20 protein-coding genes are annotated in these 24,857 nt (G+C 66.9%); 3 read left to right on the forward strand and 17 right to left on the reverse strand.

The features are described 5' to 3' along the window. Positions 1–197: 197 nt before the first annotated feature. Positions 198–1,661: a glyceraldehyde-3-phosphate dehydrogenase gene (locus CVH10_RS02540; RefSeq protein WP_035596136.1), complete on the reverse strand. Its 1,464-nt coding sequence runs from the start codon at positions 1,659–1,661 to the stop codon at positions 198–200. Between the two features lie 183 nt (positions 1,662–1,844). On the opposite strand from CVH10_RS02540, the gene mfd reads away from it, so the two are divergent. Both mfd and CVH10_RS02550 read left to right on the forward strand, forming a co-directional pair. Then, positions 1,845–5,294, forward strand: coding sequence for a transcription-repair coupling factor (mfd, locus tag CVH10_RS02545; RefSeq protein WP_106487720.1), 3,450 nt, complete (start codon positions 1,845–1,847; stop codon positions 5,292–5,294). A gap of 101 nt (positions 5,295–5,395) precedes the next feature. Then, entirely contained in the window at positions 5,396–6,463 is a 1,068-nt protein-coding gene (locus CVH10_RS02550; RefSeq protein WP_106487721.1) for a L,D-transpeptidase family protein, read from the forward strand. A gap of 120 nt (positions 6,464–6,583) precedes the next feature. Here CVH10_RS02550 and CVH10_RS02555 read toward each other — a convergent pair whose 3' ends face one another. The 16 genes from CVH10_RS02555 to CVH10_RS02630 form a co-directional block, all read right to left on the reverse strand. Further along, positions 6,584–8,902 (reverse strand): GGDEF domain-containing phosphodiesterase, encoded by a 2,319-nt coding sequence (locus tag CVH10_RS02555; protein ID WP_181244337.1) that lies wholly within the window; start codon positions 8,900–8,902, stop codon positions 6,584–6,586. 83 nt (positions 8,903–8,985) lie between these two features. Next, positions 8,986–9,408 (reverse strand): TadE family protein, encoded by a 423-nt coding sequence (locus CVH10_RS02560; RefSeq protein ID WP_181244338.1) that lies wholly within the window; start codon positions 9,406–9,408, stop codon positions 8,986–8,988. Positions 9,409–9,458: 50 nt separating this feature from the next. Next, positions 9,459–11,261 (reverse strand): pilus assembly protein TadG-related protein, encoded by a 1,803-nt coding sequence (locus CVH10_RS02565; RefSeq protein ID WP_106487724.1) that lies wholly within the window; start codon positions 11,259–11,261, stop codon positions 9,459–9,461. Next, positions 11,261–11,575, reverse strand: coding sequence for a DUF3613 domain-containing protein (locus CVH10_RS02570; protein ID WP_160174909.1), 315 nt, complete (start codon positions 11,573–11,575; stop codon positions 11,261–11,263). The genes CVH10_RS02565 and CVH10_RS02570 overlap by 1 nt, the downstream gene beginning before the upstream one ends. Before the next feature lie 22 nt (positions 11,576–11,597). Beyond that, entirely contained in the window at positions 11,598–12,305 is a 708-nt protein-coding gene (locus CVH10_RS02575) for a tetratricopeptide repeat protein (protein WP_146142904.1), read from the reverse strand. A gap of 11 nt (positions 12,306–12,316) precedes the next feature. Then, complete coding sequence (locus CVH10_RS02580; RefSeq protein ID WP_106487725.1) at positions 12,317–13,234, reverse strand: type II secretion system F family protein; 918 nt, start codon at positions 13,232–13,234, stop codon at positions 12,317–12,319. Positions 13,235–13,243: 9 nt separating this feature from the next. Further along, positions 13,244–14,125 carry a type II secretion system F family protein gene (locus tag CVH10_RS02585; RefSeq protein WP_052052474.1) on the reverse strand — a complete coding sequence of 294 codons (882 nt, stop codon included), beginning with the start codon at positions 14,123–14,125 and terminating at the stop codon, positions 13,244–13,246. Beyond that, entirely contained in the window at positions 14,122–15,372 is a 1,251-nt protein-coding gene (locus CVH10_RS02590; protein ID WP_106487726.1) for a CpaF family protein, read from the reverse strand. The genes CVH10_RS02585 and CVH10_RS02590 overlap by 4 nt, the downstream gene beginning before the upstream one ends. An 8-nt stretch (positions 15,373–15,380) precedes the next feature. Next, positions 15,381–16,730, reverse strand: a complete 1,350-nt coding sequence (locus CVH10_RS02595; RefSeq protein WP_181244339.1) for a type II and III secretion system protein family protein — start codon at positions 16,728–16,730, stop codon at positions 15,381–15,383. A 50-nt stretch (positions 16,731–16,780) separates the two neighbouring features. Next, positions 16,781–17,731: a Flp pilus assembly protein CpaB gene (gene cpaB / locus CVH10_RS02600; RefSeq protein WP_106487728.1), complete on the reverse strand. Its 951-nt coding sequence runs from the start codon at positions 17,729–17,731 to the stop codon at positions 16,781–16,783. A gap of 49 nt (positions 17,732–17,780) precedes the next feature. After that, positions 17,781–18,029 (reverse strand): Flp family type IVb pilin, encoded by a 249-nt coding sequence (locus tag CVH10_RS02605; protein WP_146142905.1) that lies wholly within the window; start codon positions 18,027–18,029, stop codon positions 17,781–17,783. 214 nt (positions 18,030–18,243) lie between these two features. After that, complete coding sequence (locus CVH10_RS02610) at positions 18,244–19,926, reverse strand: ShlB/FhaC/HecB family hemolysin secretion/activation protein (RefSeq protein ID WP_369335709.1); 1,683 nt, start codon at positions 19,924–19,926, stop codon at positions 18,244–18,246. A 374-nt stretch (positions 19,927–20,300) separates the two neighbouring features. Then, positions 20,301–22,139, reverse strand: a complete 1,839-nt coding sequence (locus tag CVH10_RS02615) for a collagen-like triple helix repeat-containing protein (RefSeq protein ID WP_106487729.1) — start codon at positions 22,137–22,139, stop codon at positions 20,301–20,303. Positions 22,140–22,546: 407 nt separating this feature from the next. Then, a complete protein-coding gene (locus CVH10_RS02620; protein ID WP_016854575.1) occupies positions 22,547–22,810 on the reverse strand; it encodes an Lpp/OprI family alanine-zipper lipoprotein in 264 nt (87 codons plus the stop codon). 179 nt (positions 22,811–22,989) lie between these two features. Then, positions 22,990–23,619, reverse strand: a complete 630-nt coding sequence (locus CVH10_RS02625; protein WP_035596163.1) for a murein L,D-transpeptidase family protein — start codon at positions 23,617–23,619, stop codon at positions 22,990–22,992. A gap of 163 nt (positions 23,620–23,782) precedes the next feature. Further along, positions 23,783–24,250, reverse strand: a complete 468-nt coding sequence (locus CVH10_RS02630) for a 2-hydroxyacyl-CoA dehydratase (RefSeq protein WP_369335710.1) — start codon at positions 24,248–24,250, stop codon at positions 23,783–23,785. A gap of 146 nt (positions 24,251–24,396) precedes the next feature. Between CVH10_RS02630 and CVH10_RS02635 the strand changes: the two genes are divergently transcribed. After that, entirely contained in the window at positions 24,397–24,852 is a 456-nt protein-coding gene (locus CVH10_RS02635; protein ID WP_052052480.1) for an ion channel, read from the forward strand. Positions 24,853–24,857: the final 5 nt, after the last annotated feature.

Below are 24,857 nucleotides of genomic sequence, written 5' to 3' on the forward strand. Positions count from 1 at the left end.
GGCGAACTCGAACCACCCCGAAAAATCCCCCGCATTATAAAGAGAAGCCAGTGGAATGACTACCTGCCGGAAGGTCGCAGAAGTCCGTCGGGGGCAAGTGGCGAAGTGTCGCAGAAGGGTGGAAAAAGCGTTGAGGGAGAGGCGGTTGGGGAGGCCCCGGCCGACGGCCGGGGCGGGGTGCGACGGGCCGGGAAGGCTCAGCCCTGAGCGTGGGGCAGCTTGAGGAAGGCCACGTTGGAAATGTGCTGCAGGATACGGATCACCTGGCAGCTGTAGCCGAACTCGTTGTCGTACCACACGTAGAGGACGGCATGGTTGCCGTTGGCGATGGTCGCCTGGGCGTCGACGATGCCGGCGTGACGGTTACCGACGAAGTCGGTGGACACCACCTCGGGGGAGTCGACGTAGTCGATCTGCTTCTGATACTGAGAGTCGATCGACATGCGGCGCAGGTAGTCGTTCAGGGCCTCGACGTCGGTCTCGCGCTCCAGGGTCAGGTTGAGGATCGCCATGGAGACGTTGGGCGTCGGCACGCGGATGGCGTTGCCGGTCAGCTTGCCGCCCAGCTCCGGCAGCGCCTTGGCTACTGCCTTGGCGGCCCCGGTTTCGGTCAGCACCATGTTGAGCGGCGCACTGCGGCCGCGGCGGTCGCCCTTGTGGTAATTGTCGATCAGGTTCTGGTCGTTGGTGTAGGAGTGCACCGTCTCGACGTGGCCATGGACGATGCCGTACTCGTCGTTCAGCGCCTTGAGGGCCGGCACGATGGCATTGGTGGTACAGGACGCGGCCGAGATGATGCGGTCATCGTCGCTGATGTCCTGGTGGTTGATGCCGTAGACGATGTTCTTGAGGTCGCCCTTGCCCGGTGCGGTCAGCAGCGCCTTGGCCACGCCCTTGCAGGCCAGGTGCTGGCCCAGGCCGTCCTCGTCGCGCCAGATGCCGGTGTTGTCGACCACCACGGCGTTGTTGATGCCGTACTCGGTGTAGTCGATCTCTGACGGCGAATCGGCGTAGATCACCTTGATGACGTTGCCGTTGGCGGTCAGGGTGCGGGCTTCCGGATCGACGCTGATGGTGCCGTCGAAGGGCCCGTGGACGCTGTCGCGGCGCAGCAGGCTGGCTCGCTTCTCCAGGTCCTTGGCGATGTCGCCGCGGCCGCGCACCACGATGGCCCGCAGGCGCAGCAGGTTGCCGCCGCCGGCCTTCTCGACCAGCACCCGCGCCAGGATGCGGCCGATACGGCCGAAACCGTAGAGCACCACGTCCTTCGGCTCGCCGTTACCGGTATCCTTGCAATGACCATCGACGATCTCGGCCAGCTCGCGGCGCAGGAAGGCCACCGCATCGCCGCCACCCTGCTTCTTGTAGGCCACGCCCAGCTTGCCCACGTCGACGTGGGCCGGCCCCAGGTTCAGCTCGGTCATGGCCTTGACCAGCGGGAAGGTGTCCTGAACGGACAGCTCGGTGCCCTCGATCTTGCGCACGAACCGGTGGTCCTTGAGGATGCGAATCACGCTGCGGTTGAACAGCGAACGCCCGTACAGGGTAGTCACGACGTTGTTGTGACGATACAGGCTGCCGATCATCGGGATCATCTGCTCGGCGAGCGCCTGGTTGTCGTGCCATTCCTGGAAGACGGTATCGAGGGGTTGCTGACTCACGTGGGGCCTCTCCGTGGGGTTGAGATTCGTGAGGCATTATCCGAGGCCAAGCACCAGGGGGCAATCGCGGGATGGTCGCAGACGCTGTAGGGGATTTACAGGAATTCGGGTTTCACTACATGACGCGACCGGGCTGTTATGATGCCCTCCAGTCACCCATTGGACACGATGCAAGCGACGCCCATGCCGACCTTCTCGCCTCTCGACCCACCCCGCCCCACGGGCCTTCGCGACACCCTCTACTGGCAGACGCCACCCGGCAGCGCGACCGCCCTGGCCCTGGCGCACCTCGCCGAGGATGCGCCGCTGCTGGTGGTCACCGCCGACACCGCCGCCGCCCAGCGCCTGGAAGACGACCTGGCCTTCTATTCACGACTGCCGGTGCTGCCCTTCCCCGACTGGGAAACGCTGCCCTACGACAGCTTCTCGCCCCACCAGGACATCGTCTCGGCACGGCTGCGCACCCTGCGCCGCCTTCAGGACGGCGAGCACGGCATCGTGCTGGTGCCGATCAACACCCTGATGCAGCGCCTGCCGCCGGTGGACTATATCGCCGGCCGGGTGATGACCCTCGAGGTGGGCACCACGCTGGACCGCGAAGGCTTCCGCGACCGCCTGTCGCGGGCCGGCTATCGCGCCGTGGAAACCGTCTATGAGCCCGGCGAATACGCCCTGCGCGGCGCGCTGATCGACCTTTTCCCGATGGGCTACGAGACGCCGCTGCGCATCGACCTGTTCGACGACGAGATCGACACCCTGCGTCACTTCGATCCCGACACCCAGCGCAGCGCCGACAGGGTCGAGCGCGTCGAGCTACTGCCGGCCCACGAGTACTCGCTGTCGCGCGGCGCCATCGCCTGCTTCCGCGAGGGCTTCGAGACGCTGTTCGACGTCGACCCGCGCCAGTGCCCGCTCTACGTCGATGCCCTCAAGGGCATCCCCTCCCCCGGCCTCGAGCAGTACCTGCCGCTGTTCTTCGACGAAACGGCGACGCTGTTCGACCATCTGGCCGAGGGCACCCGGGTGGCGCTGCTGCCCGGCGTGTTCGAGGCCGCCGAGCACCACTGGGCGGCCATCGAGAGCCGCTTTGATAACCTCGGCGTCGACCCGACGCGGCCGCTGCTGCCACCCCATCGCGCCTTCGTGCCGGTAGCCGAGGCGTTCGGTGCCATCAAGCGCCATCCGCGGGTCGAGCTCACCGACGACACCGAGCACCGCCATGCCCTCGCGCCGGCGGCGCGGCCGGCCCCGAACCTGCCGGTCAACGCCCGGGCCAAGCGCCCGCTGGCCGAGCTCGAGGACTTCCTCGCCGAACACGATGCCACCCGGGTGCTGTTCGTGGCCGAGTCCCGCGGCCGCCGCGAGGCCCTCGAGGAGACCCTGGCGCCGCTGAACCTGGCCCTGCCCCACGTCGACGACTTCGCCGCCTTCCTCGACGGCGAGTCCCGCACCGCCATCACCGAGGGCACCATCGACGCCGGGCTGTGGCTCGAGTCGCCGGATATCGCCGTGATCGGCGAGACCGAGCTCTATGGCGAGGTGGTCCGCCAGAGCCGCCGCCGCGAGAAGGCCACCGACGACAACGAGCTGGCGATCCGCCACCTAGCCGAACTCAAGCCCGGCGCGCCGGTGGTCCACCAGGCCCACGGCGTCGGCCGCTACAAGGGCCTCGAGACGCTGGAGGCCGGCGGCCAGGCGGCGGAGTTCGTGACCCTGGAATACGCCGACGGCGCCAGGCTCTACGTGCCGGTGGACAGCCTGCACCTGATCTCGCGTTACGCCGGCGTCGACGATGAGCTGGCGCCGCTGCACCGGCTCGGCTCCGAGCAGTGGGACAAGGCCAAGAAGAAGGCCGCCGAGCGCATCCGCGACACCGCCGCCGAACTGCTCGACGTCTACGCCCGCCGCGAGGCCCGGGAAGGCTTCGCCTGCGAGGCGCCGGACGCCGAGTACGCGCGCTTCGCCGCCAGCTTTCCCTTCGAGGAAACGCCCGACCAGCGCGCCGCCATCGAGGCGGTGGTCGGCGACATGACGGCCCCCCGACCCATGGACCGCGTGGTCTGCGGCGATGTCGGCTTCGGCAAGACCGAGGTGGCGATGCGCGCCGCCTTCCTGGCGGTGCACTCCGGCCAGCAGGTCGTCGTGCTGGTGCCCACCACCCTGCTCGCCCGCCAGCACTACGAGAACTTCCGCGACCGCTTCGCCGACACCGCGGTCAACATCGAGCTGATCTCGCGCTTCACCGGCGGTCAGGGCCAGAGCGCGGCCGCCAAGCGCATCGAGGACGGCCAGGCCGACATCGTCATCGGTACCCACAAGCTGCTCTCCAAGTCGATGCGCTTCCCCAAGATGGGCCTGCTGATCATCGACGAGGAGCACCGCTTCGGCGTCGCCCAGAAGGAGCGACTCAAGGGCCTGCGCGCCGAGGTCGACATCCTCACGCTCACCGCCACGCCGATTCCCCGCACCCTCAACATGGCCATGAGCGGCATCCGCGACCTGTCGATCATCGCCACCCCACCGGCCCGCCGGCTGTCGGTGAAGACCTTCGTCCAGCAGCGCGACGAGGCGGTGATCAAGGAAGCGATCCTGCGCGAGATCCTGCGCGGCGGCCAGGTCTACTTCCTGCACAACGAGGTCAAGACCATCGAGACCGCCGCGGAGACGGTGCGCTCGCTGGTGCCGGAGGCGCGGGTCGGCGTGGCCCACGGCCAGCTGCCCGAGCGCGCCCTGGAGCGGGTGATGTCGGACTTCTATCACAAGCGCTTCAACGTGCTGGTGTGCTCGACCATCATCGAGACCGGCATCGACGTGCCCAGTGCCAACACCATCGTCATCGAGCGCGCCGACAAGTTCGGCCTGGCCCAGCTGCACCAGCTGCGCGGCCGGGTCGGGCGCAGCCACCACCAGGCCTACGCCTATCTGCTGGCGCCGCCGCCCCGGACCATGACCAAGGATGCCGTGAAACGCCTGGAGGCCATCGGCCAGGCCGAGGATCTGGGGGCCGGCTTCACCCTGGCCAGCCACGACATGGAGATTCGCGGCGCCGGCGAACTGCTCGGCGAGGAGCAGAGCGGCCAGATGGAGGCGCTCGGCTACAGCCTCTACATGCAGATGCTCGATCGCGCCGTCAAGGCGATCCGCGAGGGCAAGACGCCCAACATCGAGGCGCCCCTCGACGAGGGCGTCGAGGTCAGCCTCAACCTGCCGGCGCTGATCCCGGACGACTACCTCCACGACGTCCAGCAGCGACTGGTGATGTACAAGCGCATCGCCGGCGCCGAGACCGAGGCCGAGCTCAAGGAGCTACAGGTGGAGATGATCGACCGCTTCGGGCTGCTGCCGGCACCAGTCAAGACCCTGCTGCGCCAGACCCGCCTGCGCCAGCGGGCCGAGCGGCTGGGCATCGCTCGCCTGGAAGCCGGCCCCGAGAAGGGCCGGGTGATCTTCGCCGGCCATACCGGCGTCGACCCGCTGACGCTGGTGGAGATGATCCAGCGCCAGCCCGATCGCTATCGCCTCGAGGGTGCCGACACGCTGCGCTTCGAGGCCGACATGGAAGGCGAAGAGGCACGCTTCTCGGCGGTCGAGGCGCTGCTCGACCACTTCAACCGCAAGGCCGAAGCCGCCTGAAGTCCGAGGTGGCGACTGGCGAACCGTCGCCACCTCGGGCACTCTAACGACATGGCCGCTCCGCGCGAGCGAAGCGCCCCCTGACGCCCCCGATTCGAGACATGACCAAGATGATCCCTTCACCCCTGCGCAGCACCGTGGCCCGCACGACCCTGCTGGTCGGGCTGACCACCGCCCTCGCCGCCCCGCTGCAGGCCAGCGAGGACCTGCCCCGCGGCTACTATTACCTGCCCGAGGAAGGCGACCTGGTCGGCGAGGTCTTCACCGTCGAGGCCGACAAGGAAGACACCCTGATCGACATCGGCCACGAGTACGGCATCGGCTATCGCGCCATGGTCCGGGCCAACCCCGACGTCAGCGTCTGGTACCCCGGCGAAGGCACCGAGGTGACGATCCCCGGTCAGTTCATCCTGCCCGACGCCCCGCGTAACGACATCGTGATCAACGTCGCCGAGATGCGGCTCTACTACTATCCGCCGGCCGAGGACGGCGAACGGCGCATCGTCCAGACCTACCCGCTGGGCGTGGGCCGCCAGGACTGGGAGACGCCGCTGGGCAACACCACCATCACCCAGATGGTCCGCAATCCGGCCTGGTATCCGCCGGAATCCATCCGCCGGGAACACGCCGAGGCCGGCGACCCGCTGCCGAGCGTCGTGCCCGCCGGGCCCGACAACCCGCTGGGCACGCGCAAGATGCGCCTCGGGATTCCGGGCTATCTGATCCACGGTACCAACAAGCCGGAGGGCGTGGGCATGCGGGTCTCCCACGGCTGCGTGCGCATGCTGCCCGAAGATGTGGAGACCCTGTTCGACCAGGTCTCGGTAGGCACCCAGGTGCGCATCATCAACGAGAGCTTCAAGCTGGGCTGGTCCGACGGCACGCTCTACGTCCAGGCCTACCCCTACCTGGACGACAAGCAGGGCACCACCATCCAGCGCGTCACCGAGGCCCTGGATCAGGTCGACGCCAGCACCGAGGGGCTCGACTACGCGGTGGACTACTCACGGCTGCGCGAGGTCGTGGAAGTGCCGGGCGGCATGCCCGTCGCCCTGGAAACGCCCCCCGAGCCGGAACCGGCCCCCGAGCCTGCACCTCGCTTCTATGAGCAGCTGCAGCTGATCGCCGCCAACGATGATGCCGGCGAGGAAGAAGCGTCACAGGGCTGACTCGCGGGCGTCCCACCGCAACGACGACAGGGCCCGGCGATTGCCGGGCCCTGTGCATTCCCCGGGGCCATGCCGATAACGACTCAGCCTCGCCCTCTTCCTTTCCGCGCCTCACGTCTTCTATTCCTGCCCACGATTGGCTTCCACGCTGCGGCTCGCCTCGTCGTCCGCCCCAGGATCCTCGTCGCGGGCCGTCTCCGCCACCTCCCCGGCCGCCAGGCGGGCCACCAACGCCTCGATCGACTGCACCTCCCCGAACAGCGGGCCCTGCACCGAGACGAAGTTCATGCCGCGAATCGCCACCAGCTGATCCGAGGTCGCCACCCCGGTCACGGTAATATGGCGCCCGGCCAGCTTGGCCATGTCACGCAGGCTCTTGGTCAGCAGGATCGACGCCTGATCGCCGGGTACGCCGCGCATGAGCCGCGGCTCGAGCACCAGTCGCGACAGCGGCTGACGGAAGATCGCATCCAGCGCCTGACGGGAATGCACCAGCCCCTTGAGCGCCACGCCGAAGCCGCGTTCCCGGCAGTAGCGAATCGCCGACTGCAGCGGCCAGGACGTATCGAGCTCAGCGCCATGCCACTGCAGCTCGACGCAGCCCGGTATCAGCCCAAGCGCTTCGAAACGCTCGGCCAGGCCGTCGATGAAGCCGGCATCGGTCAGCTGGGCCAGCCCCAGCGGCAGCGTCCAGACGGGACGTGCGGAACGCGGTCCCTCCGGCGCCTCGACGGGCAGCCCCGAGTGCGCCAGGGCGTCCAGGGCCATCCCGCAGAGCGTGCGATCCAGCAGCGCGCGACGCCCCGCGGCCTCGGCCAGCCGAATCAGCTCCTTCCCGGGCACCTCGCCCCATGTCGGATGCCGCCAACGCACCCGGAATTCCCCGCCGCAGCAGCGTCGATCGGCCAGCAGGAAACGCGGCTCGACCGCCAGCGTCAGCTGCTCGGCCAGCGCCTCGCCGGACAGACTCGCCAGTGCCTCGGTCAGCGCCAGGCTGCGCTCCTCGGGCGCCACCGCTTCGGCATCCAGCTCACGGGGGCGACGCTCGCCCCCACGCAGCACCTGGCGGGCGGCCCCCTGAGCCTGCTCGATCAAGGCGAACGGCGTGCTGTCCGCCGTGGAGCGGGCAACCCCGATGCGCGGCAGCAGCAGGCGGTCGGCGTTGCCCACATGGAAGGGAGCAGAGAGACTTTCCTGGAGGCGCTCGGCGAACCTCATCCCGGCCGGCGATTCCCCCCGCTCGCGTACCGGCAGGAAGCTCATGACGGCGAAGACATCGCCCTCGAGGCGCACCACATAGCCTTCCCCGCGAGCGACGCGGCGCAGCCGCTTGACGATCCGCCTGACGGCCTCACGGGTGCCCTCCGGCCCCAGCGTGTCCTGTAGACCATCGAGCCGGTCGAAGCCGATCCAGCACAGCTGGAAGGGATGCTGGCTGTTCAGGTAACGCTGCATGCGCTTCTCGAGGCGCGGGCGCCCCGGCAGCCCGGTCAGCTCATCGAAGCCGAAGCGCTCACGCTGGCGCCGGCGATGACGCTCGGCCCCGAGGGCGCCCCCCAGAACCACCAGCGCACCGGCGCCCACCAGCAGCGCCCCGAGCAGCAGGCGCTCCCCCAGGCTGCGGCGCCCGACTTCCGTGGCCGGCACGTTGACGTAGCGTACGCCGTCACGCAGCTCGGGCGACAGCCGTCCGCGCGCGGCATAGTCCAGCCGCGGCGCCGCCGGCGCCGTCACATTGCCCCCCTGATCGAGTCGGCGCAGCAGGCCATCGGCCACGCCCGCGATGTCCGGCTGCACCCCGCCGAAGCAGCCGTCGGCCAGCCACTCGGGCATCAGACACCAGGCGCCTCGAGGGCTGCCCAGCACCTCGGCGGCCTGCTGTCGCTGCAACCTGCCGGGCAGACCCAGCAGCAGCTGTTCGGTGGCCTCCCCCGCGACCGGCGCGTCCCGCCCCAGCACCTTCACCGCGTCCAGCCGAGCCGAGTCCTCGATCAGCCGATCGCCCAATGACAGCAGCGGGGCGTCTTGCGTCACCCAACCCACGAGCCGCCTGGCCTCGGTGCCATGTCGTACCCAGCTCAGATGACGCCGCAGCACCGGCAGCAGATCGAGATGTCCGGCGTCTTGCTGGCGTAGCCAACGGCGATTGGCCGGCGAGAAGGCGCCGTAGGCCGCCAGTCGCCGCGATGGACTCGCCCCGGAAGCGCCCAGTTCACGATAAGCGGCAATCGCCGCATCGTGGAGCAGGATCACCCGGGGCGCATCCGCCAGGTCACCCTCGGCCAGCTTCCGGCGCAGCTCGGCCGTGGAGACCTTGCCGTCTTCCAGGTACAGCACCCGCAGCGCACCCGGGCCGTCCCGGGCCTCCAGGCGATCGTCGAGCTCACTCAGCAGCTGGCGATCCAGCCGCCCGCCCGGCTCGCCGGGTGCAATGGCCACGGTGGTAACCGCGGCCCAGCTCGGCACGGCAACGCCAAGCGCCAGCAGGAAAAGGCCAACGCACGCCCAATGCCGAAGGCATGTCATAGGCGGATGCTCGAGGTGGAGGTCACAGTATTATTGGCCGGAACTTTGAAGTCAGCAGGGTCTTCTCCATCATTTCCACCCGGCAATAGCCTGGAGAAGTTTATCTGGGGAAGGTCCAGCGTTGCCTGGACGCATATGCTGATGGAGTCATCTTCGACCGTCACATTGTCATCACACAGCGCGACCGAACTCCCCAGCCAGTCTGCTGCTTCCTCATTGATAAAGGATGTCACTGCCAAGGTGATGGCGTCTTCATCCAGCGAGCCGTCGCTCAGGCGCTCTATGGAAATCGCCTGGCGCACGGCATCGGCGCTGAGCCCATGCACACCTTGCTTGTAGACGAACAGCAAGCTGTAGCTGACGATGGCGTAGAAAATCAGCAGAAACAGCGGAAAGATGATGGCGAACTCGATGGCCACCGAGCCTTGCTGGTAAGACGCCTTTCGGCCATGAGCATGACATGATCGCATCACTGGACGAGCTCCACTCCCGAAGACGACACCTCGATCACCCTGACCTCTGCCTCACCGATGCCCAGGCCTGCCGCATCCAGCAGTGGCTCTACCACCTGATTAATCAGCGGTGTTATCAGGTTTCCAAGCGCAGTACCAAGCGCACTCTGGAGATCCGTGACGGAATCCACGACACCATCCAGCAAGTTATTGATCGGCTCCAGAAGCGCGCCGGTAATTGAGCACAACAGCCCGGTACACTCTTCGCTCTTATCCCCCAGGCTGATGTCCAGCTCCAGATCGTCCAGCAGGCCAGTCAGGGCCGTCGTCACACCGGATACTCCCGACGCGAGTACGACGGCATCATTGTCTGGCCAGTCATGGATGCCCCCCGTCATATAACCAGACAGCCCAGCTTCCAGGTTTTCCGTCAAACCACTCTCCAGCGAGACGTTGATCAACCCGGCAAACGCAGGCAGTACTTCAGCATCCAGGCCGACGGATGCCACCAAGGGCTCGCTTATGGCTCCCACCGAGACACCATAGACGCCATCATTCAATGAGATCTCCTCGATCCCTGCCTCGGCCTCTACGCCGCCGATGTCCAAATCGAGATCGAGCCGCAACACCCCAAGTAAATCGACCCCTAGATCAACATCTAGATCAAGCTGTCCTGTGCTGGCAGAGGTCTTCCAGTTATCGTTCCCACAATCGGGGGCGACTCCATCCGCGCAGCCCACCGGGCCTATGGCAATCTGTGGGGCTTCCATGACTGTCAATCCAACGCTAGCCGTCACGGCCGACAGATCGACATCGAGATTATCAATCGCAATCGCATTGTCCTGGTTGGCCAGCATCAAACTGCTGCCCAACAGGTCGCCCAGACGAATGCCAGTTTTCAAGGCTTCGGTATCGTCGACGCCTTCGGCCGATCGGATATCGAGAAGCTCCCCCAAGTTGATATCGGCGGTTCCAACATCGAGACTCATGGCGCTTTGCATCTCGCCCAGCAGTGCCAGATCGGATGCAAGCAATCCTCTATCGGACAGCACGCTTTCCGACGCTTCCAGCAGCTCGGACAACGTCACGTTGGTATTGAGCACTTCGTCGACTGTCAGCGCCGCCAAATCCACTCCAAGAGCTGGCATTTCCGAAGCCAACTCCAGCAGCGTGATCCGAGTATCCAGCACCCCTTCATAGCCAACGAGGGACAGCGGCACATCGCTTCCCAGCAAACCGCCCAGCAAAGGTGCCAACAAAGAAGATTCGGAACTATCCAGAGAGGCCAGGCGAGAGCCTACGGAAAACGCCACATAGGTCGCCTTCCTCGCGACTGCCGTCGATTGGAGGGTAATGGTGTGGTCGTCACTGGCGTCGCCGTCGTCAGGCATAAAAGCCGCCATGAGCGGAGGCGAGACCGAGTCCTTCAGTACGACCTGGACGGCATCCTGAGACAAGGAATCATCGAAGTCATAGCGTCGATAAGACGTGGGACCACCCTCTACGGCCACATCCACCAATACCACTCGCCCCAGAGTAATGCCGTCACCATCGACCAGATCTCGCGAATAGCCATTGGCTTCCAGTACATCCTGCGCATAGGTCACTGCCTGATCGCAGGAAGACAGCGTCTCGCAGCGGGACGCCACCGACAGCGCCGCCAGATCCGCCACCCGCTGGAGATTGCGCTTTTCCATGTACAGCCGCCCGGTATCCAGCGCCAGGGCGATACAGACCACTACCAGCAGCATCACGATCGCGCCGAGCAGGCCGATCACGCCTCGCTGGCGACGCGGAACGTAGAGGCGGCGGGTCGTCATCACTCACCGAAGCTCAGGTCGATGTACTCATCGGGGATCGCGTGGGTGAAGCTCCGCAGGTAGCGCTCATAGATCCGCGACTGCACTTCCCCGGACAGCGATTGGCGGTTCCGGCTGGCGATGCGTCCGCTGCGCTGCAGCTCGAGCAGCCGTTCGGTGCGCTCGCCGACCTCGGCGCTGCGGTGGTCCGCCGCCGGCAACGCGCCCTGCGAGGAGGGCGCCTCGCCCTGAGCCCAGGCCAGCGGAGAGGCGATCAATATCACCCCGCAGACGCCCAGGCACCGCATACGCTTCATCATCCTGCTGATAGGCATCCCGCGATCTCCTTGCTCGACGTTATCCATGTTCTCGGGCTCGCTCGTCGGTCGCCAGCCGGCGCAGCCGGGCCACCAGTTCGTCATCCAGGTCGTAGCGTCGGGCCAGCCGTTCGGCCTCGACCACGCGTCCTTCCTGCATCATCAGCATCACCAGGTTGGAGGCGGCCCGCCGGCCGGTGCCGCCCAGCTCCAGCGCGGTCAGCAGCTCTTCCCGGGCCGGCTTCGGCTTGCCTTCCAGCATCAGCAGGTAGCCCAGGTCGTTGCGGATTTCGGCGTCGGTCGGGCGAGCATCCCGCGCCTGGCGCATCAGCACCAGCGCCTGCTCACGATCACCGCGCGCCACCGCGTTGCGTGCCATGCCATGGAAGGCATCGGCCGCCAGACAACCACCCGCCAGGGTCTCGTAGACCGCATCCGATTGGTCGCGCCGCCCCACGTCGCGCAGGGCATCGCCCCGCATCAGGGCGGCCTCGGCATAGTCGAAGCCACTTTCGTCGAGATGCGCCAGGGCCGAGCGCGAACGACCGTCTTCCATCTGCTGACGAATCATGTCCATGCGCAGCCCGATATCGGCGCTGTAGCGTTCGCCGCAGGGGCCGGTGACTTCCTTCACCTCGTCGCGCTGCCCCAGCCCGATCATCGACATCGGCTCCATGCCACCGGCACAGCCGCCGAGCATCATCAGGCCCCACGCCGACAGTCCGGCTCGAAGGCGTCTTGTCATCATGTTCTGCACTCTCAATTTCCCAGGCTCCGGAGCATGCCGCCCAGATTGATCACCGCCGGCCCGGCGAGCACGATCAGCAAGGCCGGAAACAGGAACACCATCATCACCAGCGACATCTTGCCCGACAGGCTCGATACCGCTTCCTGGATGCGCATGCGGCGACGGTCGCGCAGCCGGTGGCTCAGGTCGAGCATCGCCCGCCGTGCGCCGCCCCCGGACGACGATATCTGCGCCAGCAGCTTGAGCAGGTCCTCGAGCCCCTCGCTGGCCTGGAGGGCCGACTGCTCCTCGAGCACCTCCTCACGAGCCTGCCCCGCCTCGATGCGCAGCAGGATCAGCCGCAGCTCACGCACGCTTTCGGGACAGGTCTCATCGAGGTTGTGAATCAGGCCGCGCAGCACGCCTTCCAGGGTCATGCCGGACTCCCACAGCATGCGCGTGACCTGGATGACCATGTCGGCCTCCTCGTTCAGCCGGGCCACCCGGCGGCGGCGCACCCGCTTCAGCCAGATCCAGGCACCGACGGCCGCCAGCGCGGCGAAGGCCAGACCGGTCGTCATGGCCGGCAGCCAGGCCTTGCCACCCTGAAGAGCGTGGAGCACGCCGCCGCTGAACACGCCGAAGACCACCAGCGCCACGGAAAACAGCAGGTGAAGCTGGGCGCGAGTGCCGATGAAGCCCGCCTGACGCAGCACCAGCGCCAGCTCCGCCAGCCAGGGGCGACCGCGGGTCTGCCGGCGCCAGATGATCCGCCCGCTGCCCATCAGTCGTGCCTCCATGGCCGCCACCTGCTGGCGTCGGCTGCCGCCTTCCCCCTGGGTGGGGGCCGGCGCCGCCGCTGGCGTCTCGCGCGGCCCGACGCGGGCCAGCCACAGGCAGATCCCGGCCGCCGCCAGCACCAGCAAGGCACTCGTCATCAGCCACACCATGGCCTTCTCCTATATCGACTTGAGCATCCGCCACAGCGCCACGCAGCCGCCCACCTCCAGCAGCACGGCCACCCACAGCCCCATGCGGCCGCCGGCACTGTCGAACATCGGCGCCAGGAACTCGGGGTTGCTGAACCACATGAACCCCGCCATCGCCACCGGCACCGCCGCCAGCACGAAGGCCGTGACCCGGGTCTCGCCGGTAAGCGCCCGCAGCTCGCGTCGCCCCTTCTCCTGCTGACGCAGCAGCTCGACGAAGCTGCCCAGGATGTCACGCAGGCTGCCCCCATGGGCCTGATTGACCTCCACCGCCGTCGCCAGCAGGTCGAACTCCTGCAGCTTGAGCAGCTGTGCCTCGCGATGCAGCGCCTCGTGGAGCTCCATGCCCAGCTCTCGGCGCACATTGACCCGCGCGGTGGCCTCGCGCAGCAGGCCGGTGGCGGTCTCGCCGTTGCGGCGAAAGGCGATCTCGACGGTGGCACCGGTGCCCAGGTCGCGCACCACCTGCTCCATGAAGCCCGGCAGCTGGGCGCGCAGACGGCGGCGCAGGAGCTGCGCCCGGCCCCGCAGGATCAGGTTGATCAACACCAGCGACCCCAGCACCAGCAGCACACCGACAAGATGAGACAGCAGCATCAGCGCCACCACGACCGCCACCAACACCAGCCCGCCGACGATCGCTATCCCCCGGGGCGTGGCATGAATGCCGGCGGCCAGCAGGTAGTCGAGCAGCCACTGCATCAGCGACTCGGACGGCGGGCGTCGGGTGCGTCGTCTGGGCTTGTCGGCCCGCAGCACCTTGTCGCTCTCGTGGTTGGCGCTGCGCCACAGCAGCCTGGCGGCCACCAGCAGCAGCGCCATGGTCAGGCCCCAGAGTTGCCAGGCGTTCATGCGGCATCCTCGATATGCTTGTGCCAGTCGACGGCGTCGATCAGGCGGCGGTCCTCGTGACGATAGAGCCGGGCCAGCTCGACCCGGCCATCGGAGAGCCCCCTCACCTGCTGGACCTCGACCACATGACGATGGCCCTCGCCGTCCCGGGTGACGTGCACCACCAGGTCCAGTGCCGTGGCGATGATCTGGTTGACCAGCCCGTCGCTGCCCTCGAAGCCGGCCAGGCGTACCATCATCTGCAGGCGCACCAGGGCATCACGGGCGGAGTTGGCGTGCACCGTGCTCATCGAGCCCAGGTGGCCGGTGTTCATGGCCTGCAGCATGTCCAGCGCCTCGTCGCCGCGACTCTCGCCGAGGATCACCCGGTCGGGGCGCATGCGCAGCGCATTGCGCACCAGCTGGCGGGCCGAGACCTCGCCCTCCCCCTCGCTGTTGGGCGGGCGGGTCTCGAGGCGCACCACATGGCTGTTGCCGAGCTGCAGTTCCGCGGCATCCTCGATGGTCACGACCCGCTCATGCTCGGGAATATCACGGCTGAGGATATTGAGCAGCGTGGTCTTGCCGGAGCCGGTCGCCCCGCTGATCAGGATGTTGCGACGCTGGACGACCGACTCCTGCAGCATGGCCATCAGCTCCGGTGTCACCGCACGGCCCTGGATCAGGGCCTCGGCCGTGAGCGCCTCGCGACGGAACTTGCGGATCGACACGCAGGGCCCGTCCAGGGCCAATGGCGGAATCACCACGTTGACCCGCGAGCCGTCCGGCAGGCGTGCGTCGACCATCGGACTGGATTCGTCGAGCCGTCGCCCGAGCGGGGCCAGCATCCGCCGCACCACCCGCAGCACGTGGGCATCGTTGATGAAGCATTCCTCTACGCTCTCCAGCCGCCCCTGGCGCTCCACCAGAATGTTGCGCGGCCCGTTGATCAGGATGTCGGAGATGTCATCGTCGCCCAGCAGGGGCTGCAACGGGCCGAAGCCCGCGACCTCGTTGAGCACCTCTCTGGCCAGCGCCTCCAGCGATTCGACCGGCACCCGCTCACCGCGCTGGTCGAAGTAGTCCCGGACCAGGCTCTCGATGCGCACCAGCATCGCCGAGGGCTCGTCGTTGAACAGCGCCTCGTCGTCCTCCAGACGCTCGATGACCTCGCGATGCAGCGCCGCCTTCAGGGCCCCGTCGGTCAGGTCGGGCGCCGACCGCGGCGGGGTCGGCTTGTGTCGAGTCAGCGAAGACCAGGCCCCCATATCACCTCCTAGCGGGAAAAGCCGATATCGCCGAGCCGCTCGATCTCCCGGGCGTCCTGGGGATCGAACAGCAGCTCTAGGAAACTCGGATCGTAGCGCCCCAGCGCCTCGCCGGGCAGGCCGTCGAGCTCGACCCCGGCGGCGATCGGCGAGACCAGATGCGGCGTGACGATCATGATCAGCTCCGTTTCCTCGCGCTCGAAGCGGGTCGAGCGGAAGAAGGCGCCCAGCACCGGGATATCGCCCAGGCCGGGGAACTTGTCGACGCTCTGCATGGTGGACTGGCTGACCAGGCCGCTGATGATGAAGCTTTCGCCGTCGCCGAGCTGCACGGTGGTATCGGTGCGACGCACGCTCAGCGAGGGCACGGCGATGCCGCTGGACTGCACGGAGCGGCTGAAGTCCAGGTCGCTGACCTCCGGCGCCACCTTGAGCATGATCCGTTCGTCGTCGAGCACCGTGGGCGTCAGCTGCAGGCGGATGCCGAACTCCTTGAAATCCACCGAGACGTCGCCGTCGCTGCTGTTGCTGGGAAAGGGAAACTCGCCGCCGGCCAGGAAGGACGCGCTCTGCCCGGACAGCGTCACCAGGCTGGGCTCGGCCAGGGTATAGGCGAAGCCGTTGTTGCGCAGGGCGCTGATCGCCCCCAGGTAGCCGTTGTTGTCGCCGCTGATGATCGAGAAGCCCTCGCTCAGCGGCGCCACCAGGCTGTTGTCGTTGATGAAGCTGCTGCCGCTGCCGGTGGGGCCGACGGCGTACTGGGTATTGCCGCCGTTGTTGCGCCCGAGGAAGAAGCCGTAGGACTGCAGCCGGCTGCGATTGACCTCGACGACGCGGATATCGGTCTGAATCTGCACCGGCCCGACCTGGCGGGTCGCATCCACCGGCGGGGCGTCGCCGAAGCGCTGCATGGCCTCGTCATGACGGTCCAGCGAACGCGTCTGGCCGAAGAGCCGCCCGCGCTCACCGCCGGCCTCGACCCGATACTCGTCCTCCAGCGACCGGGCCGCCGCCGGCTGCACCTCGAGGGTCACCGACTGCGGTGTGCGCCGCCCGGCCAACCACACGCTCAGCGTGGTCGCCCCGGGGCCGATGCCGGTCACCAGCAGCTGGCGGTCCCCCACCACGCGCACGTCGGCGACGCCGCCACGTCCCACCGCCGTGCGCGTGATGCTGGCGCCGTAATCCAGCCGCTGGTTCTCGCCGACCAGCAGCGACAGCGTGCGCCCGCCGTCCTGGGCCGACGCCGTCGTGGAAAGCACCAGGGCCATCAGGCCCAGCCACATCGTCACCAGCGTCGGCCAGGCGCGCGTATAGGCCGGCATCCGCCGGAAGGTAGGACTCGTCGCTCGTTGCATGATGTTCCCTGTCCCTGCATCCTGCTTGAAATAATGGTCGCGGCGGCGTCTCATCCGCCCACGCTGACGCTGCGCACCTCGCCGGCGACCTGCTGAACGACCCGGCGCCCGCCATTCCGGCGTTCCGGCCGCGCGACCGGCGCCGTGCTCGCTTCGCCGTCACGCCTCATCAGGCTGTCGAAGTCCACGGGCTCGCCCAGGTCGTCCGGCTCGGCGGCGTCGTCGTTCGCGGCCTCGAGCGACGCCGGCATCAGCCAGCCATCGCCGCCCTCGGGCAAGGTGGGTTCCAGGGCGGCGCGACGCTCCTCGGCGCCGATCACCGCCAGCCGCAGCCGGCCGGTCTGCTCGGCCAGCAGCAGCCGCGGGGCCTGGGCCTCGTCCAGCGCCAGCACCGCGGTGCGCCCGCTGCGCTGGGGGCCGCCCTCGGGCAGGGGCTGGCCGCGCAGGGCGCTGCCGAAGCTCAACACCTGGATATCGCGCAGCACCCGGCGCGCCAGCCGGGTGCGCTCGCCGCCGCTGTCCTGGCCGTAGAAGAACACGTCGACGCGATCCCCCGGCGCCACGAAGCCGCCGCCGCCGATCACCTCGTCGACGCTGACGGCGATGCCGCGCTTGCCCGCCGGCACGGCCTCGGCCAGCAGGCCGCCGGCGGCGAAGTGCGAGGGCCTCAGCACGTCGCCCGGGGCGAGAGGCCGGGTCAGCACCCGACCCTCCACCTCGGACAGCGCGCCGAAGCTCTCGTCCAGCGGTTCGGGATAATCGATGGTTCGAAGCAGCGGCGCCTGGCCCTCGCCGGGCGCCGCCAGCCGCGTGCCCACCGCCAGGGGGCGGGCCGCGGCCAGTACCGCATGGCCGGCGGGCTCGGGCGCCGCGGGGGTCACCGCCGGCGCCGTCACCACCGTCTCCGGCACGTCATTGGCCATCCGCCAGCCCGCAAAGGCCAGGCCGATGGCCACCGCCACCAATAAGGCGGCGATGCTTTTTAGCAAGTTGGGAGACATATATAAGCCTCGCAAAACACAAAAATTTAGTTATTTTTCATGTCTATTATTAAATACCAACCTCGTCTTCAACTTTCCCGAACAGGTTCTTAATCATGGTTACAAAGCCGCCATCATCACTACCATCACTACCAACTGCAAAAATAACTCCAATGGCTATAGCAACCAGCGCAGCAATCATTGCATATTCAATTGCCGTCGCCCCACGCTGTCGACGAAAGACGGGGCGATTGAGTTGACGAGTCGCCAGATGGGCATGGGCTTTAGCGAACACTTGAGAGAGAGAGAAGCGTTTCATGGTGGTTTTCCCCGCTTGGTTGAGTCCTGCTTTCCTTTTCACCGCCCCGGCGTGTCCCGCGCCGGGGCCCTGCTTCTGCCGGTGAGTTCACACCACACCAGCGTCGTTCCTGCGTTTTCGCTGTCATCGTCTTTATTTTTCTATCGACCGCTCCGGGCAGGGGTTTTGTACGAGATCGCCCACCGATGAGCGGCGAGATCGTCGACTCCGCGCGCTAGCCGCCGAAGTCCCAGCTCAGGCGGGCATTGACCCGCCCTTCCCGCGACGCGTCCTCTGCGGGACGATCGCCGATCGGGTAGGCGTACTCGATGCCCAGGCGATAAAGGCGGTTATTGCTCAGCTCGATCCCGGTGGCCACCGAGGCCAGGTCATACTCCAGGTCGCTGTCGTTGAACTCGGTATGGGCGCCGTCCACCGCCAGGTAGGGCTCCAGATGCGAGGCCCAGGACGCCGCCAGCGCATGGCGGTAGCGCAGCTCGACCTCGCCGGCGTAGCCGCGCTCACCCTCGGCCTCGCCATCGTCGTAGGCCCGGGCGAAATGGCCGGCGCCATAGGTACCCCGTTCCGGTGCCGGCAGCGTGTCTTGCGACCAGAAGCCGGCCACGCGCATCGACAGCCGCCAGTTCGGCGTCAGCGCCTCCAGCCAGCGTCCCTGGAGACCGAGCCGCGTGTACTCGAGTTCCTCCCGGCCATCGGCGGCCACCGACACGCCCTTGGCGACGTTGCGAATCTCGGTGGTGGTGCGATTGCTGCCCATGTCGACGCCCTGACGCAGCTCGGCACGGGCCTCAAGCCGGCGGCTGGCATTGCCCTGGCGGTAGTGGGTGCCCAGTTCCAGGGTCGAGTAGCGCAGGTCCTGACGCCCTCTCAATTCAGGCCCCTGATCCGAGCGATAGCGGTAGTCGGCCGTCTCGTCGAGGTGCTCGACGTTGACCTCGACGTCCCAGCGCCGACGGCGCTCCATCAGCAGCGGATAGTCGAGCCCCAGACGAAAGCGGTCGCGCACCTTCTCCTGGTCCACCTCGTAGGGCCGCCCTTCCACCAGCACCGGGTCTTCTTCATCACCCTCGAAGCGCTGTGCGCTCATGGTCAGGCGCAGGCCGTCGGTACCGAGCTCCTGACGATACTGGGCAGCATAGAAGCGATCGTCGTTGTCGACCGGCATCAGGTAGGCGAAGGAGAGCGTTTCCGCATAGGGGGTATGGCTGTGGAAGGCCAGGTTCGCGACCGCCTGGGTATCGTTCTTGTCGCCGCCGCCGAGGGTCAGGCCGGCGTCGACGCGGTCGCTGTCGCGCTGCTCCACGCGCAGCGTGGTGGCACCGGACGGCGTGCGCGGCACCGGCGCCTTGACCGCCAGGCTGGCGCCCGGGATGCGCTCGATCAGCGCCGTGTAGCGCTCGAAGGTCTCGCGGGTCAGCGGGCGTTCTTCCCGCATCCGATCGGCCAGCCGCCGCACTCGCTGGGCGACGGCGGTATCCTGCACGGCGATCTCGGTGCGGGCGATATACCCCTCGACCACCACGACGGTCAGGGTGCCGTTCTGGAAGTTGTTGCTGGGCAGATAGGCGTAGGACAGGGGGTAGCCGGCGTCCTGGTAGCGACGCGTGATCGTCTCCACGGCCTCGACCAGACGATTCACCGCCACGCGTTGCCCGACGAGCGGCTGAAGAGGGGCACTCAGGGTCTCGAGATCGAAGACACTACCACCGCGAATCTGCACCCGCGCCACCGGCACCTGCGTCTCGGGGCTTACCGCCTCGGCGGCACCGGGCAGGCTGACCTCGGCCCCGCCCTGTCGCTGCCGCTCCAGGGTGTCCTGTACCGGAGGCGTCATCGTCGGCTGCCGTTCATTGATGACCGACGGCACATCGTTGGCCTGCACCAACGTCGTACTCATCGAACACGCGGAAAGCATGGCAAGCGAGAAGACTTTATACCGAACTTCTTCACTCACTAACATTTTGCCAGCAAGTTTTCTTGCTAAGAACTTTTTTCCGCCGAGCCTTGGCATCATATTTGTTTTCCCTGCAATGGCATTCAGTAATCGCATGCGTCGCCGATGGTGTTATTTCACGCTTTCGACGCCTTAACACCGAAGCTAAGAACGACTAATGCCGAAGACTGAATTTACATTAGTACAAAAACCTTGACCTGTGGCAAGCCAAAATCGAAGAAAAATTGAGGCTCATCATCAACATTTCGTCATACATGGTCTACACGGCAGAAGGCCCGGCACTTGCCGGGCCTTCTGCCGCCGCATGGAGCGAGCGATCAGAGCAGGCCTCCCAGGCCAAGCAGCCCGCCGCCGCTTTCGGTACCTGAGTCCTCGCTACCGGAGCTGTCGGTGCCGCCACCCAGCAGGCCGTGCGCCACGTCATCCACGGTGCCGGTCACGCCCTGCAGGGCACCACCGGTCAGGCCATCGACGGTATCGGTGACGCCATCCACGGTGTTCGCGACGCCGCCGAGCAGGCCACCGCTACCGCCCAGGCTGCCGCCGTCGCCACTGAGAAGGCCACCTTCCTGACCACCGAGCAGGCCGCCGGTCACGCCGTCGACGGTGTCGGTCACGCCGCCCAGCAGGCCGCCGTCGCCACCGAGCAGGCCGCCTTCGCCGCCCACCAGACCACCGGTCACACCATCCACGGTATCGGTCACGCCCCCCAGCAGGCCACCATCGCCACCGAGCAGGCCGCCTTCACCGCCGACCAGGCCACTGGTCACGCCATCCACGGTATCGGTCACGCCGCCCAGCAGGCCCGAACCGTCGCCCAGCAGACCGCTTTCACCGCCACCGAGCAGGCCCCCGGCGGAGCCTCCCAGACCGCCGGTCACGCCACCCAGCAAACCACCATCGCCGCCCAGGAGGCCGCCTTCACCTCCGAGCAGCCCGCCGCCGAGATCGCCCAGCACCAGGGTCGGATCGTCCAGCAGCCCGCCTTCGGCGGACAGGGTGGCGGCAAGCAAGCTGTTATCCCCGACCACCAGGCCGTTCTCGCCCACCAGCAAACCACCTGTCAGCCCGTCGAGACCGTTGAGCAGGCCGTTGTCGGTATCCAGCAGCCCACCGTCGACGCCGGGTAGAGAAAGGGACGGGGAGCCGCCCTCACCGGCGGTCAGCAGGCCACCGGCGTCGGCCACGAGCCGGCCGGTCGAGGTCACCAGGTCGCCGACACCGGCGAGCTGAACGCCGCCACCACCGAGACGCTCGCCGAGCATGACCACGGCACCGCCGACCTGACCCAACAGGCGGTTACCGACGGGGCCGACCACCAGGGTGTCACCCAGGCGCTGGGTCGTGCCCTCCACATTGACGACCAGCGGACGAACGACGCCGGTCAGCTCGGTGGTCAGGCCGGCCAGATGACCGTCCTCATCGGTCAGGGTAAAGGTCAGACGATCGCCCACGGCGGTGACCGTGCCGCCGAGCTGGTCGACGGTGCCACCCAGGCTGGCGAGCAGGCCGGTGCCGTCTTCCACCTGCATCAGCACCGGCAGCGAGCCCAGCCCCTCGACGATGCCACCGGCACTGCTGACGGCCTTGCCGGTCTGGGAGACCAGCCCCGTGGCGCCGCCCAGCGTCGTGCCCAGGGCGTTGTCGTTGGTGCTGAGGCTGCCCAGGCCGTCATTCAGACCGTCGGAGAGCAGGTTGACGCCGTCGCCCAGGTCCTTGAGCACCTGGCCGCTACCGTCGGTCACCCCGCCGACCAGGGGCGCATCGACCTGCTGGATGGTGCCACCCAGCGCCGTGACGGTATCGCCCACGCCGCCGGTCACTCCGCTGCCATCCTGGATCACTCGCTCGACGCTGGAGGACTGCACGTCGCCGTCACCACCGGAGCCGTCACCATCGCCACCTGAGCCATCGTCACCCGAGCCATCGCCACCCGAGCCATCGCCGTCACCGATGCCATCACCGCCCGAACCGTCTCCTCCGGAACCGTCACCGCTGCCGGTGCCATCACCATCCCCGGCTTCCATACCGCCATTTCCGCCGTCCAGCGGCTGTGAAATATCGGAGCTACCGCTGCAGCCGGCCAGCGAGATCGCCAATACCAGCGCGGTCAGCGGAAAGAGTCGCGTCTTGAATTCCGTGTTCCCTGCCATCATCACATTCCTCTCTTTTTCCGGAGGCATCACTCATCGGCCGGATAAGCGATGCCGAACGACTGCCCTGCTGCCGGAAGCGTATGAAGGAATGCGGGCTTTTCACACCGTCTGAAATCTCCTACACGATTTTATAAGCAACTGATAGAAAAGGGATATTACATAGAGATCGCAGGGTAATTTACGCGATAGTCCGATATCTCTTACACCGGGCAATGCCATTGGCGACACGGTAAACGCACCAAGAGTGACACCTCATACCCGGTCGGCGTCATCGGGTAGGACACATCCATCGCACGATAGCGCGAACGCGGTACGACTACGGCGCCCACAAAAAAGGCCACCCCTCTCGCGAGGGGTGGCCCGTCGTGGCATCACCAGGCCTGAAGGCCTGGCCTGCGGCTACCGACTTACTTGCGCATGGAACGCTCGAACATGCGGTTCATCTCTTCACGGTTCTGCTGAGACATCTGCAGAGCCGCTTGAGCGTCGCGCTGAGCCTGGTTGGCGGTGTTCTGCGCCTGGGTCGCGATGCTGCGAGCTTCCGCGGCGTCGGCCTGTGCAGACTCGGCAGTGGTGCGGACTTCTTCCAGAGCGCTGGAGGAGGCGCAGCCAGCCAGAACGGCGAGAGAGGCGGCAGCGGCGGACAGCTTCAGAGTAGTCTTGAGAGTCATGGTGTTCTCCTTGAGTCTTCCTTGGTACTGCGTTGGTGATGCCTGACAACCAGGCGTCCTGCTATCGCAGGTTCTAATGCAGCAACAATGCCTGCTGCAAACCGGGGACGTCAAATACTGCCCTGTTTCGAGCGGCAGCAAGCGTCCGCCGGCTAGAACGTCCTTAGCGCATATAAAGACTAGCGGATGACGACCCGCGTGCCAATGTCGATCATCGCCGACAGGGTGTCGATTTGCCGATCCGTGACCGCGACGCAGCCATCGGTCCAGTGAAAACGCCGATGAATCGCCGGGTCGGCCACCCCGATGCCATGAATGCCGATGTACCCGCCCAGCACCGTATCCTGCGGCGGCGTCCCATGCCGACGATAGTAGCTGAAGTAGTCGTCATAATCCTGCTGACTGTAGACCCCGGCATCCAGCGCCATACGGGCATGCGTGGGCGTGGGGTAATCCAGACCGACGAAGGTGCGGTACTTGCTTCGGTAGTTGAACCGCGTCACCCGAAACTCGCCCAGCGGCGTCGCGCGATCGCCACGCGTCCGCTCTGCCCTGGCACCGCCGCGCCCCAGCGAGACCGGGGAGAAGCGCTCCTCCTCGCTGGCACCGCGGAAGATGCTCAGACGGGCCTCATGATCATCCACCAGCACCCATAGCTCATCGGGGGCTCGCGGCGTGCTGGCCTGGGCCAGCAGGTCGCTCATCATGGTGGCTGCCGGGGCGGCGGTCGACCAGAAAGGCAGGCTCAGCGCCAGCAGGCCGAAACGCCGCCGGCTCAGCAGGAAGCGCTCATCTCGGGATTGCGTCATGGGTGGGAAGCCGGTAGCCAGAAAACGTGGGAGTCGTTATATCGCATCTGCCCCCCGATGTCAGTGGACAGCCGCACCGAGCCGCCTCATCGGAAAGCCCGAGGGTGCCAGCCCCGATACTCGCCTCACTCGTCGCCGATCGGCGACATCGGCACCACAGGCCTCAGTAGGCCTCCAGACGCTGAATATCCCGCACCAGACGACGCACCTCGGCGTCCTCGCCCTTCACCAGCGCCTCGAAGAACACCCTCTCGTGCTCACTGCCGGCTCGCTCCAGGCGATGCCCGTAGAGATCCTGCAGGGTACGGTGCAGGGTCAGCGCCGTGGACAGCAGCGCCTCGACATCCTCGCCATCGTCTCCGCCGGGAAGCCGCTCGAGCACCGGCGCATGAGGAAACGCCTCGGGGTCGTCGAACCAGGTGTCGAGCACCCCGCGATGCTCGCTGTCCTCGGCGAAGTAGGACTCGAGCTCGTGCTGCATGCGACGCTCGTGTTCGGCAAGATAGTCCAGCGCCATCCGTCGCCGTTCGCCGACACCTTCCTGGGCAGCCCATTGGGCATAGGCCTCATCGAGGCGAGCGTGATAGTCCGCCGCCCAACGCACCAACTCTCTAACCTGATGAAAGCGCATGATCCGTCCTCCCGGAGACACGACAGCCGCGGGCGCCACTTTGTCTATCCCGCTGCTGATATCCTAGTCGACACGGCCCGGATGGCGGCTTGACGCACGTCATTCGAGCACGCGGATCCGATGCCACGGAATGAAGGAGGCGCCATTTGATCGAGCCGATGCTGGACTCGGACCACCTGCTGGTGGCGAGCACGACCCTGGTGGTGGTCGCGGCCTGCGTACTGCTGCACTTCGAGGCCTCGAGCGTGCTCAGCCGGATGATGCGCCGCACCTCGCCATCCCGAAGGCGACGCTTCCTGGGACTGATGTACGGCCTGCTTGCCGCTCATGTGCTGGAGATATGGCTGTTCGGCCTGGCGGCCTGGTGGCTGACGGCGGCCACGGCGGGAACCGTGGCCGGCACGACGCCCATGGAGAATGGGCTGGACTACGTCTATCTCTCGGCGATCACCTTCACCACGCTCGGCTACGGCGACGTCTTCCCCGAGGGGCCGCTGCGCTTCCTGATGGGCACCGAATCCCTGACCGGTTTCATGCTGATCACCTGGTCGGCCTCACTGACCTTCCTGGAAATGCAGCGGCACTGGAACGACCAGGCCTAGGCCGC

Origin of the sequence: Halomonas sp. ND22Bw (assembly GCF_003011945.1) — a bacterium.
In the GTDB taxonomy this organism is placed as follows: domain Bacteria; phylum Pseudomonadota; class Gammaproteobacteria; order Pseudomonadales; family Halomonadaceae; genus Halomonas; species Halomonas halophila.

What these genes read in the sequence shown, in the direction of transcription:
- cpaB (WP_106487728.1), bottom strand. Translation starts at nt 17,731, where the DNA reads ATGTCTCCCAACTTGCTAAAAAGCATCGCCGCCTTATTGGTGGCGGTG.
- mfd (WP_106487720.1), top strand. Translation starts at nt 1,845, where the DNA reads ATGCCGACCTTCTCGCCTCTCGACCCACCCCGCCCCACGGGCCTTCGC.
- CVH10_RS02610 (WP_369335709.1), bottom strand. Translation starts at nt 19,926, where the DNA reads ATGAGTACGACGTTGGTGCAGGCCAACGATGTGCCGTCGGTCATCAAT.
- CVH10_RS02550 (WP_106487721.1), top strand. Translation starts at nt 5,396, where the DNA reads ATGACCAAGATGATCCCTTCACCCCTGCGCAGCACCGTGGCCCGCACG.
- CVH10_RS02630 (WP_369335710.1), bottom strand. Translation starts at nt 24,250, where the DNA reads ATGCGCTTTCATCAGGTTAGAGAGTTGGTGCGTTGGGCGGCGGACTAT.
- CVH10_RS02595 (WP_181244339.1), bottom strand. Translation starts at nt 16,730, where the DNA reads ATGCAACGAGCGACGAGTCCTACCTTCCGGCGGATGCCGGCCTATACG.
- CVH10_RS02575 (WP_146142904.1), bottom strand. Translation starts at nt 12,305, where the DNA reads ATGATGACAAGACGCCTTCGAGCCGGACTGTCGGCGTGGGGCCTGATG.
- CVH10_RS02570 (WP_160174909.1), bottom strand. Translation starts at nt 11,575, where the DNA reads ATGCCTATCAGCAGGATGATGAAGCGTATGCGGTGCCTGGGCGTCTGC.
- CVH10_RS02615 (WP_106487729.1), bottom strand. Translation starts at nt 22,139, where the DNA reads ATGATGGCAGGGAACACGGAATTCAAGACGCGACTCTTTCCGCTGACC.
- CVH10_RS02620 (WP_016854575.1), bottom strand. Translation starts at nt 22,810, where the DNA reads ATGACTCTCAAGACTACTCTGAAGCTGTCCGCCGCTGCCGCCTCTCTC.
- CVH10_RS02605 (WP_146142905.1), bottom strand. Translation starts at nt 18,029, where the DNA reads ATGAAACGCTTCTCTCTCTCTCAAGTGTTCGCTAAAGCCCATGCCCAT.
- CVH10_RS02625 (WP_035596163.1), bottom strand. Translation starts at nt 23,619, where the DNA reads ATGACGCAATCCCGAGATGAGCGCTTCCTGCTGAGCCGGCGGCGTTTC.
- CVH10_RS02580 (WP_106487725.1), bottom strand. Translation starts at nt 13,234, where the DNA reads ATGGTGTGGCTGATGACGAGTGCCTTGCTGGTGCTGGCGGCGGCCGGG.
- CVH10_RS02585 (WP_052052474.1), bottom strand. Translation starts at nt 14,125, where the DNA reads ATGAACGCCTGGCAACTCTGGGGCCTGACCATGGCGCTGCTGCTGGTG.
- CVH10_RS02590 (WP_106487726.1), bottom strand. Translation starts at nt 15,372, where the DNA reads ATGGGGGCCTGGTCTTCGCTGACTCGACACAAGCCGACCCCGCCGCGG.
- CVH10_RS02565 (WP_106487724.1), bottom strand. Translation starts at nt 11,261, where the DNA reads ATGACGACCCGCCGCCTCTACGTTCCGCGTCGCCAGCGAGGCGTGATC.